Below are 10,267 nucleotides of genomic sequence, written 5' to 3'. Positions count from 1 at the left end.
TGAACAGTCTTTTTGTCGTTGATCATTCTTCCGATCGGTTTTCCAGCGATGCGGCGTCGGCAACGGACGCGGGCAGAGTAAAGGAAACTGCTGCACCCGCGCCAGGGCTTTCAATGGTGAGCTGGCCCCCGTGATTTTCCGCCGTTGAGCGCGCGAGCGCAAGCCCGAGGCCAAGGCCTTCGTCCTTGGTCGTTGCGAAGGGGATCAGCGCGCGCCCCAGGATCTCCGGATCGAACCCCGGGCCATTATCGCGCACCGTCACCGCGACGCGGCCATGCTGGGCCAGCTCAGCCTCGAGGAAAATGCGCCCATCCTTTCGCCCAGCCGACGATATGGACTCGGCCGCGTTTCGGATCAAGTTGACCAGCACCTGCTGAATCTGCAGGCCATCACAGAGCACCAGGGGAAGATTGCGCGCCAGCCGCGTCTCGACGCTGATGCTCTCAGCCGGCAATTCGAGGCGGCAGTGAGAGAGGGCCTCCCGTATCAGGTCGCCGATGCTGTGCGGGCGCACCTCGTTGCGCCCGAGCTGGATGAAGTCCCGAAGGCGCCGCACGACGTCCGCAGCCCGGTCGACTTGCACCAGGGCATGGGCCGCCGCCGTGCCTGCCGTCTCGGCGTCGATAGGCTGCCGGTCGATCGCAATCTTGGCGAGGCGCGTGTAGTTCGCGATGGCGGTCAGGGGCTGATTGATCTCGTGCGCCAGCGCGGCTGCGAAGGCTCCCATGGTATCGAGCCGCGCCGCCCTCTCGAGCGCTTCCTGGTTGCGCCGAAGTTGGACTTGCGTGCGCTGCTGCTCGCTAACGAGGGAGCCGATGGTCAGGCCCGTGAGCGAGAGAACGATCATGAGGGCTTGATAGGCCGTCACCTCTCCAGACGTCACGCCGGCATACTGAAGGGCGGCGATCAGCCCCACCTGAGTGAGCACGAGGCCGACCGTTACGCCCTCCAGGCCGAAACGGACTGCCGCCCACATCACGGGCAGGAAGAACAGATAGAACTGCTTCACCCGGAACGTATCGGAGAGCCCGAAAACGGCCGCGAGCGTCGCCGCCATGAAGACCACGATCGCCAGGAGCTCGAGGGAAGGCTCGAGCATGCGGCGGCGGGTGAGAAGGATGAGAAAGAATGGCGTGATGACGGTCACGCCGATCATGTCGCCGATCCACTGATGGAGAATGGCCCCGCCCATGGCGGCGCCACTCACGAGGCCCATGGCTGCCAGCAGCCCGACGTAGAGGATCGCGACGACACCGGTGCTCGCCGCCGTCATGGCGATGAGCCGCATCAGGGACCGCTTGGCGACGAGCGTGCGGTCGAAGCGCAGGCGAGGCCGCGTGAGAAGAATGGCGGCGGCGCTGTATCCGGCTCCGACAATCATGGCGCTGATGAGGTGCGCCGTGATCGGGATAGGCAGCTTGAGGACGAAGCCATTCGACAGCAGCGGAGCAAGGAAGAGCCACGGTACGTACTTCGGCCCGAAGAGCAAGATCAGCGCAAAGCTGAGGCCGGTGGCCGGGTTCCACGGCGTCACCCCGATCGGAACGATGGGGCTGATGTGGCTTGCCCAGTCGAGGCCGACATAGGCCGCGAGATAGCCGAGCCCGATGACGAGCGGGTGCCACGACAGCAGGGCCGCAACGGGAAGATTGCTTGCCGAGGCCTCCGCACTCCACCGATCCATCGTCCATGCCTTTTCGGGATTGCACCGGAGACCGCCGCCTCCGCCAGGCCGCATGCGGGCGCGGCGTGAGCGGAAGGCGGCTGATCCAAATTCATCGGATCCGAAGACGCTCTAGAGTGCTTCCGGAATAGTGGAAACCGGTTTTCCGAAAAGAAGCACGACCGAACAAAAGCTTAGAGCCGTTTCCCCGGTTCCACCTAAACTGGAACGGCTCTAGGCGGCTGCTGCGAAAGCCTGCTCGAGATCGGCGATGATATCGTCGATGTGCTCGAGGCCCACTGCGAGCCGCACATAGCCGTCTGTCACGCCGGTTGCCAGGAGTTCGTCTCCCGTAAGCTGCGAATGCGTGGTCGATGCCGGATGGATGGCGAGGCTCCTTGCATCGCCGATGTTGGCCACATGGTAGAAAAGCTTGAGAGCATCGATGAACTGCCGCCCGGCGTCGCGGCCGCCTTCGACCTCGAAACCGACGAGGCCGCCCAGACCGCCGGAGAGATAGCGTTCGGCCCGCGCGCGCTCAGCATCCGTCTGCTGCGAGGGATGGATGACCCGGGTCACCTTTGGATGCTGCGTAAGCCACGCGGCCACGGCAGATGTATTCTCGCAATGGCGCGCCATGCGTAGCGGAAGCGTCTCGATGCCCTGCAAGAGGAGGAACGCGTTGAACGGCGAGAGTGCGGCGCCGAGATCGCGCAGAAGCGTCACGCGCATTTTCATGATGTAGGCGATCGGCCCAAGGGGGGCGACGGCTTCCGTCCACACGGCGCCATGATAGCTCGGATCGGGAGTGTTCAGGGCCCCCTGTCGCTCGGGGTGTGCGGCCCAATCGAAGTTGCCGCCGTCGACGACCACGCCGCCGATGGAGTTGCCATGGCCCCCCAGATATTTGGTCGAGGAATAGACGACGATCGCGGCGCCGTGCTCCAAGGGACGGCAGATGATGGGAGCGGCGGTGTTGTCGACGATCAACGGAATGCCGAGCGGACGGCCGATCTCTGCGATGTCCGAGATTGGCAGAACGGACAGCTTCGGGTTGGGAAGCGTCTCCGCATAATAGGCCCGCGTGCGCTCGTCGGTGGCGCGGCGGAAATTCTCCGGGTCCGAGGGATCGACGAAGCGCACCTCGATCCCCTGATCCTTGAGCGTGTTGGCAAACAGGTTCCAGGTTCCGCCGTACAGGTTCGTTGAGCTCACGATGTTGTCGCCCGCGTGTGCAAGGTTCTGCACGGCGTAAGCGGACGCGGCCTGCCCCGAGGCCAGCGCCAGCGCAGCAGCGCCGCCCTCGAGCGCCGCTACGCGCTTTTCGAGCACGTCGGTCGTCGGGTTCATCATGCGCGTATAGATGTTCCCGAGCTCTTTCAGTGCGAAGAGATTTTCGGCGTGCGCCGTATCCTGGAACTGATAGGACGTCGTCTGGTAGATCGGTACGGCGACGGCGCCGGTCGCAGGGTCGGCACGCCAGCCGGCATGCAGTACGATGGTCTCCGGGTGCAGCGTCCGGCCTGTCGCGTCGCGTTGGGTCACGTCCTTATCTCCCTCCGAATACGTGGCAATTTGCGAAGGTCTTCTACCCTAGCGGAACCGCTGCGTCATGAGGCGAGGTTCCCTATCGGAAGCTCTTTTTCGTCGCTATCGGCGGATGGCGGAGGCGGGGTGCCCCAAAAAGCCCGCTCTTTGTTAGAGAGGAGGCCGGAATGAGGAGCGGCGGAAACCGGCGATAATCCCGGAAACAGGCCTCATCACAGCCTATTTGGTGAGGATCAGGCGGCCGTTGGCGGTGATACGCAGGTGATATTCGCTGCCGTTGTGCTCCAGGATGGCCTCACGCCCCCCACGCATGAGCTCGGACACGGCGTAACGTACAACTCCGGTACCGCCGATGCGGGGGCGTACATTGCCGAGGCCGGCACCATCCTTTCTGTCTGACATGCAATCGATTCCGAATGGTTGATGACGTCCTGGAGCGTGGCTGGCCCGCTGGGTTGGCACGGAAAAAAGCCCACACGCTCAAATTTGAGATTGAGAAACAGACGTACGTTTTCGATGCGATTCAGCACCCGTATTTGGGAAGATCCAAGCTGCCGGCCTCTTGCGGGGGAGGTTTGAGCCGCCGTTTTATTTCTTGACTATTTAAATCTAGATTACTAGGGTGCGCAAGTCCGCGGTTCTTGACGGGCGCCTGCGAGATCCTCGCAGTTTCCCGTGAGATTGCCGGGCGGACCGGCACGGCGGCTACCGTATCGGTTCGTTTCAGGTCTTGGGGCCCAGTACCTCCTCCCGCACTGCCTGGGACCCCAAAGTTGGCGGCGGCGCTTCGCTCCGGCTGTTCTTCCGAGGCCGGTTTGGGCGCTGCCGCCCTTTCTCTAGGGCACCCACGGAAACCGGGACGCTGGAGAGGACGGCTGCAAATGAGTGTCGCCGAAACGTGTTTCAAGGTGATGAGGGGCACGATGACCGATGACCGGTCCGGCGGGCGCTCCTTGGAAACGCCCTGCGGCAAGGTGCCAGGATCGGCTGGACGTCATGTTGGTCTTTTGGATCCTCGGCGCGGCTGTCATGTGCGTGATAGCAGCGGGCTCCATGCGCCTAGGCTCGCATCGGCAAAGTCTGTCCATCGCGTGTATTCCATGCGCTCGGCCATGGCGATGGAGATGGCGATACAGAGCGGAGCGTGCCTCCATCCCGCAGCATAGGTGGCCCGGCCAGACCTGCCACGACGGCACCACCACTCATCAAACCCGAAGGCCTGGAGTGTTTTTCATGTGCAGCAACGGATACGTGCTTGCGGATGTGCTTGTGACCGATCTCAGCGACATGGAACGGCATTGGCTGCATCTGGTGCGTCTCCAATGCTCGAGCTATGAGCACAATCATGCCGAAGGCCTGGATCGCGCCATCGATCATGCCGAAGTTCAGTTCGGCGCCGACACCGGCCCGGAGATAGCATCGCGCATCGCCGTGCTCATCAGGGCCATGCGAGCCGAGCGGCGCGGCGGATTTGGCTATCTTTCACCCTTCTGCCCGAACTGCCGCAAGCGCATCACCAAGGACGAGTGGCAGCTCGTCGCGCTCATGCAGGCAGGCTATCGCGGTGAGGCGCGCGGTATCGAGGAGGCCGCAAAGGAGTTTGCGCAATGCGCGGCTGCGCCGGAACTCATTGCGGCAGCCAAGCGGTTCGGCTTCTGCGCCGCAGCCGCCACTGGCGGACGAAGAAGCTTACGCCCGGTTCCGGCCATTACCTTGCATTGAGATCCAAGAAGCCTCTGCCCCTCAGTGCAGCACGGTGGCGAGCGTAACCTTCGTGCGATCGAGGACGACCGCTTCGAAGGCGAGTTCCGAGAGCACGCTGGTCTGCACGAGCTCTTCTGCAATACTCCGCCGGACATCGGCAAGAGCCTCGCGAAGCTCGCATTGCTCCGACCAGCGCAAAAGCGCTTCGTAGAGCGTAATTTCATATCTCTTGATCGCGAGCAGGGCCGCAGCACAGCCCTGCGTCCCACCATCGACATGGCTCGCGCATTCCCAAGCCTCGCGCAAAAGCGCCGTCGTCACCCAGGAGGGCTCTGTATTAGGCTCGAGATAGAGAAGACGGAAAATGCCCTGGATGCGCTCTGCCTGGCGTGCCGATTGGAGCTCGATCTCGGCCAGCGTCTTCGCAAGCGCCGCGTTACTGGTAGCTGCGGCGAGCGTCTTTGCCGAAACGACAAGCTGCTGCTCGGTATCGTAGGCATGACGAAGGGTGCGCATGTAGGCGCGCTCGAAGTCCCGCATGCACTTTCCCTTTTTTCAATTTGGATGCGTGGCGGATCGGTGCATCAACGCCTACTCGAGGCGAAGAGTTCCGCACAGTGATCCCCGACGATGCCTTGAAATTGATACGCGTTTTGACAGCTGGGTATCTGAGCCTGCCGGTCGCGTCTGTTGAGCGCGCTTGATGCTCCGGGACCCTCCGGGTGACTTCCGGCTCACGGTTCCCGCCGCGTGGTGAAGCGCGCGTTGCCCAGTCCCGTGCCGATCGTCAGCGCGCCCCAATGATCGAATTGGCGCATCACCGGCAACTCGCTGAGGCCCTGCACCACGGCATCGTTATGCATGACGATCGCGGTCTCGTGCTTTCCGATTCTCGGGATGGCGTCCTGGATGCAGGCCGGAAGATTGAACGACTTCGTCTGCCAGTTCCCCGGAAGATTTTGCGCACCGGTCTCGATGGCGCCCTCGGCGTTGACAAGGCCGGGGCAGCCGATCCCGATCACGGGCGCAAGCTTCATCTTGGATTTGGCGGCCGTCTTGATGAGATCGCGCAGCATCTCGATGAGCCGCTCCACAGCCGCATCGCGTTTCGTCTTCTCGTCGCCATGCCGCCAGAGTTCCGATTTCCAGACCTTGGCTTTTTCCAGCTTGGGCGACTTCTTGAGATTGAGCTCGACTACGCCGGCGCGAATGTTGGTGCCGCCGATGTCGACGGCGAGGATGCCGTCGAAGCCCTCGAGCGTCCAGGATGGCATGAGGTGCGCGGCGCCGATCAGACCAGCCTCGTCGGGATGATTGCGGATCAGCTCGATCTCGATGTTCGTTCCGCCGGATTTGAGGAGAACCTCGGTGCGTCCGATCGCAAGCTCTCCAACGCGGCTTTCGCGAAATCCTCCGCCGATGACGATGGCTTGCGTATCGCGCCAGCTTCCGGACTTGAGAAAGCGGCGGATGACGCGCTCGAGCTCCTTGGCGAAGGCTTCGACCGCGCTGTGCACGAGGCCAGCAGCCTCAGGGTCGCCGTTTGCAAGCAGGGCGTCGAGCTCCTTCTTGCTCAGCGCATCGGTCGGCTGATCTCCGAGCGGATCGGCGCCGAGCTTGTGCAGCGGCTCGCGCCATTCGTCGAGAATGGCCTGGAATGCGCCGCGGCTCGCGCGGTCGCCGACGAAGCCGTCCTCGTCACGGATTTCGAGATTGTAGCTGTCGACCTCTACGCTCGGCAGCTGCTTGGCCCCATGACCGGTGATGACAGGCAAGTGGTTCGCCCCGATTGTATGACCTGAGGAGCAATAGGAGATGCGTTTCCCGCTCCCGCTTGCCTAAACGCGAAGTCACGCAGAAAAGATCGGCTTGGAAAAAATATTTCCGAACGGCGATCAGCTTGTCTCGCCCGGTGCCTAGGTGCCCGGCCGGAAAAAATGTTGCTGAGCCATCCTTTGGTCCAGATTGAGGACCATAGAGACCGTTGATCAGCAAAGAAAATGTGGTGCAGAAACGTCCGATCATGCAGCGGACCGCTCAATCTCATTGCCTGCTGCGCCTCACGCTCCGTGCGGCGATGCTGGTGGTTCCGGTGTTCTGGAACTCTGCTATGGCCGCGGCACCCGTGAGCGCGGGATGCGACGCCATTCAGGCGAGAGCGCTGAGCTTGCGCGCCAGCGCCGGCGGACACGCGGCGCATACGGCCTCGTTCCGCGAGGGAGAGGTGCTGCGCCTCGAGATCGCAACGGAAAGCACCGCGTCGGTGACCGTCGTGTCAGCCGGCACATCACGCAAGCTGCATGAGGGCCGCGCCGCCTCGTTACGCCTTGTCGCCCCTGAGGCCGCCACCGTCGAGTTCCATCTCGATGCCGATGCGAAGACCTCTGCAACTCTCGCCATCACGTGCATGCCGGCCGCCAGGGCAGACGCAGAACGCGCCCTTTCAAGCCGGCGCAGAGCGTTCCTCGCCAGCCGTGAGCCCGACCGCATCCGTATCGATCGTCCGCGTGGCGAAGCGAAAGCCATCGATAGTCTGACGCCGTCCGCGAGCGATGGCGCGCTGCCGCGCGAGGTTACGGCCTCCATCAGCCTGTCCGAGCTGGCCGCCGCCATGAAGCTCGGCGACAAGAACGAGCCGGGAATTCTGGATTTTTGGTTCGAAGGCCACCACGAGACCTACGACACCATCGACATGGACGCGCGCCTCAATGACGGCAATTTCAGCGCGATGAGCTTCGGCAGCCACTACATGCTGGGGCCGGATATCATGTTGGGCTATCTCGCGCAGTTCGACCAGCTCGAGGAAACCAGCCGCTACAGCGGCGGTGTTTCGAGCAAGGGCTGGATGGCGGGACCCTACATGAGCGTCCGTTTCGGGCACGGCGTTATTTTCGACGGACGCATCGCCCAGGGCCGAACCGAGATCGCACCCGACGGTGTCATGCTGGATAGCACGCCCGCCGATCGCACGCTGGTGCGCGGCACGCTGCGCGGGTCGCGCCAAGTTGCGGGCTGGACGCTCGCTCCGAGCGTCGGCTTGAGCTACGTCGAGGATACGCCGAAGTTTCGCGACTCCGCATTCTCGGACGCCCAGCCTGTGGGCACCGGGCGCCTCGATGTGCTGCCCGAGATGAAGCGCCGCTTTGATCTCAATAGTGCCACCTACATCGAGCCCCGTATTGCCGCCGGCGGTTTCCTCTCGTTCGATGACATTTCCCGGCTCGCTCCCGGCGGCATGAGCGACGTGGCGCCCGATCTACATTGGAAAGCCGAGGCCGGCGTCGCCCTTGGCGTCAAGGACAAGATGAGCCTTCAGGCCACCGGCGGCGTCGAGAGCGGCGCTCGCGCCGATGCCGATACATGGTCCGGCCGGCTGCAGCTCAAGGTGCCGCTCGGCCAATAAAACCGCAGTGGGCGTACGCTGATCATCCCGAGCGGAACTTTTTGCGTGGCGGCGGCGTTCCGTCTCGCCGGGTAAAGCGCAAGAGTGGAGGGGGCGGCGGTGTTGCAAGCCAAGGGTGCCGATGAGGGAATTGAGCTAAAAGCAGTATTGTCAGCCCTTCGCGCTTTGGCTGCCGGCGATGACTCCATACGCATGGCTGAGGATCCACCGGGTCTGGCCGGCGATGTCGCCCGCGCTTTCAACGCCGTCGCGACGATGGTGGGCTCTGACGGAGCTGCCAAATCACGGCGGACCAAAGATCTGGGCGAGCAGGTGGACGGGGCTTCGAAGGCGATGCGCTTTCGCCCCATGCGTGCTTCCGGAGCCCCGTCTGAGCACCGTCATCTCGCGGAGCACGCTCCGGTTCTTCTCAACACCTTGATCGCAGTCAAGAACGGAGATGCCGACGCGAGGCTGCCCGTCGATTGGCCCGGGCTCTCCGGCCGGATTGCCGAAACGTTCAATGAAATCGTGGAGCGCAACGCGCATCTCGGCCGTGAGTTCGAGCGCCTGAGCGAAGCCGTGGGCAAGCAGGGACGTCTGCGCGAGAGGGCGCGCCTCGTTTCCGCGACGGGCTTCTGGCGCACGTCCATCGAATCCGTGAATTCCCTGATTGATGACCTCGTGCACCCCTCGAGCGAGGTGACGCGCGTGATCGGCGCCGTAGCCCAGGGCGATCTTACCAAGAGCATGGCGCTTGAGGTTGAAGGCCGTCCCTTACAGGGCGAGTTCCTGCAGACCGCCCGGATCGTCAACACGATGGTGGACCAGCTTCGCTCGTTCGCGGCCGAGGTGACGCGCGTGGCCCGCGAAGTGGGCACTGAGGGCAAGCTCGGTGGTCAGGCCGATGTGAAGGGCGCTTCGGGAACCTGGCGTGATCTCACCGAGAGCGTGAACTTCATGGCCGGCAACCTGACGGCGCAGGTGCGCAACATCGCCGAGGTGACGACGGCCGTGGCACGCGGCGACCTCTCGAAGAAGATCACGGTGGACGTCAAGGGCGAGCTGCTCGAGCTCAAGAGCACCATCAACACGATGGTGGATCAGCTCTCCTCCTTCGCGTCCGAGGTGACGCGCGTGGCGCGCGAGGTGGGCACCGAGGGCAAGCTCGGCGGCCAGGCCGACGTGAAAGGCGTGGCCGGCACCTGGCGCGATCTCACCGAGAGCGTCAACTCGATGGCCGGCAATCTCACGGCGCAGGTGCGCAACATCGCGGATGTGACGACGGCGGTGGCGCGCGGCGATCTCTCGAAGAAGATCACGGTGGACGTCAAGGGCGAGCTGCTCGAGCTCAAGAGCACCATCAACACGATGGTGGATCAGCTCTCCTCCTTCGCGTCCGAGGTGACGCGCGTGGCGCGCGAGGTGGGCACCGAGGGCAAGCTCGGCGGCCAAGCCGACGTGAAAGGTGTCGCCGGCACCTGGAAGGATCTCACCGAAAGCGTCAATTCGATGGCGGGCAACCTCACGGCGCAGGTCCGCAACATCGCCGAGGTGACAACGGCGGTGGCACGCGGCGACCTCTCGAAGAAGATCGCCGTCGATGCCAAGGGCGAGATCCTGGAGCTCAAGATCACCATCAACACGATGGTGGACCAGCTCTCGTCGTTCGCGGCCGAGGTGACGCGCGTGGCGCGCGAGGTGGGCACTGACGGCAAGCTCGGCGGCCAGGCTGATGTGCAAGGCGTCGCCGGCACCTGGAAGACGCTCACCGACAGCGTCAACTCGATGGCGAGCAACCTCACCGATCAGGTGCGGAACATTGCGGATGTGACGACCGCGGTGGCACGCGGTGATCTCTCGAAGAAGATCACGGTGGACGTCAAGGGCGAGATCCTAGAGCTGAAGAACACCATCAACACGATGGTGGACCAGCTCCGCTCGTTCGCGGCGGAGGTGACGCGTGTGGC

Annotated in this window: 8 protein-coding genes; 3 read left to right on the top strand and 5 right to left on the bottom strand. The window is 63.4% G+C overall.

Features of this window, described 5'->3' with window-relative positions; genetic code table 11:
* Positions 1-22 precede the first annotated feature (22 nt).
* From V7P99_RS00895 to hemP, 3 genes are all read right to left on the bottom strand, one after another.
* Complete coding sequence (locus tag V7P99_RS00895; RefSeq protein ID WP_333792929.1) at positions 23-1,684, bottom strand: MASE1 domain-containing protein; 1,662 nt, start codon at positions 1,682-1,684, stop codon at positions 23-25.
* A gap of 213 nt (positions 1,685-1,897) precedes the next feature.
* Positions 1,898-3,208, bottom strand: coding sequence for an O-acetylhomoserine aminocarboxypropyltransferase/cysteine synthase family protein (locus V7P99_RS00890; RefSeq protein WP_333792928.1), 1,311 nt, complete (start codon positions 3,206-3,208; stop codon positions 1,898-1,900).
* Between the two features lie 222 nt (positions 3,209-3,430).
* On the bottom strand, positions 3,431-3,613 hold the full coding sequence (hemP, locus tag V7P99_RS00885) for a hemin uptake protein HemP (protein WP_333792927.1): 183 nt from the start codon (positions 3,611-3,613) through the stop codon (positions 3,431-3,433).
* Between the two features lie 831 nt (positions 3,614-4,444).
* Here hemP and V7P99_RS00880 point away from each other — a divergent pair.
* Entirely contained in the window at positions 4,445-4,933 is a 489-nt protein-coding gene (locus tag V7P99_RS00880; RefSeq protein ID WP_333792926.1) for a hypothetical protein, read from the top strand.
* Between the two features lie 21 nt (positions 4,934-4,954).
* On the opposite strand, the gene V7P99_RS00875 is transcribed toward V7P99_RS00880, so the two are convergent.
* Positions 4,955-5,455 carry a DUF892 family protein gene (locus V7P99_RS00875; protein WP_333792925.1) on the bottom strand — a complete coding sequence of 167 codons (501 nt, stop codon included), beginning with the start codon at positions 5,453-5,455 and terminating at the stop codon, positions 4,955-4,957.
* Positions 5,456-5,649: 194 nt separating this feature from the next.
* Positions 5,650-6,690 carry an ROK family protein gene (locus V7P99_RS00870; protein ID WP_333792924.1) on the bottom strand — a complete coding sequence of 347 codons (1,041 nt, stop codon included), beginning with the start codon at positions 6,688-6,690 and terminating at the stop codon, positions 5,650-5,652.
* A gap of 230 nt (positions 6,691-6,920) precedes the next feature.
* Here V7P99_RS00870 and V7P99_RS00865 point away from each other — a divergent pair, with 230 nt between their 5' ends.
* Together V7P99_RS00865 and V7P99_RS00860 are read left to right on the top strand one after the other, a co-directional pair.
* A complete protein-coding gene (locus V7P99_RS00865) occupies positions 6,921-8,318 on the top strand; it encodes an autotransporter outer membrane beta-barrel domain-containing protein (protein ID WP_333792923.1) in 1,398 nt (465 codons plus the stop codon).
* Positions 8,319-8,666: 348 nt separating this feature from the next.
* On the top strand, positions 8,667-10,267 hold a 1,601-nt coding region (locus V7P99_RS00860), incomplete at its 3' end, for a HAMP domain-containing protein (protein ID WP_333792994.1).

This window comes from Hyphomicrobium sp., assembly GCF_036780825.1.
Lineage (GTDB): Bacteria > Pseudomonadota > Alphaproteobacteria > Rhizobiales > Hyphomicrobiaceae > Hyphomicrobium_C.
This window is presented reverse-complemented; position numbering and strand designations above follow the sequence as displayed.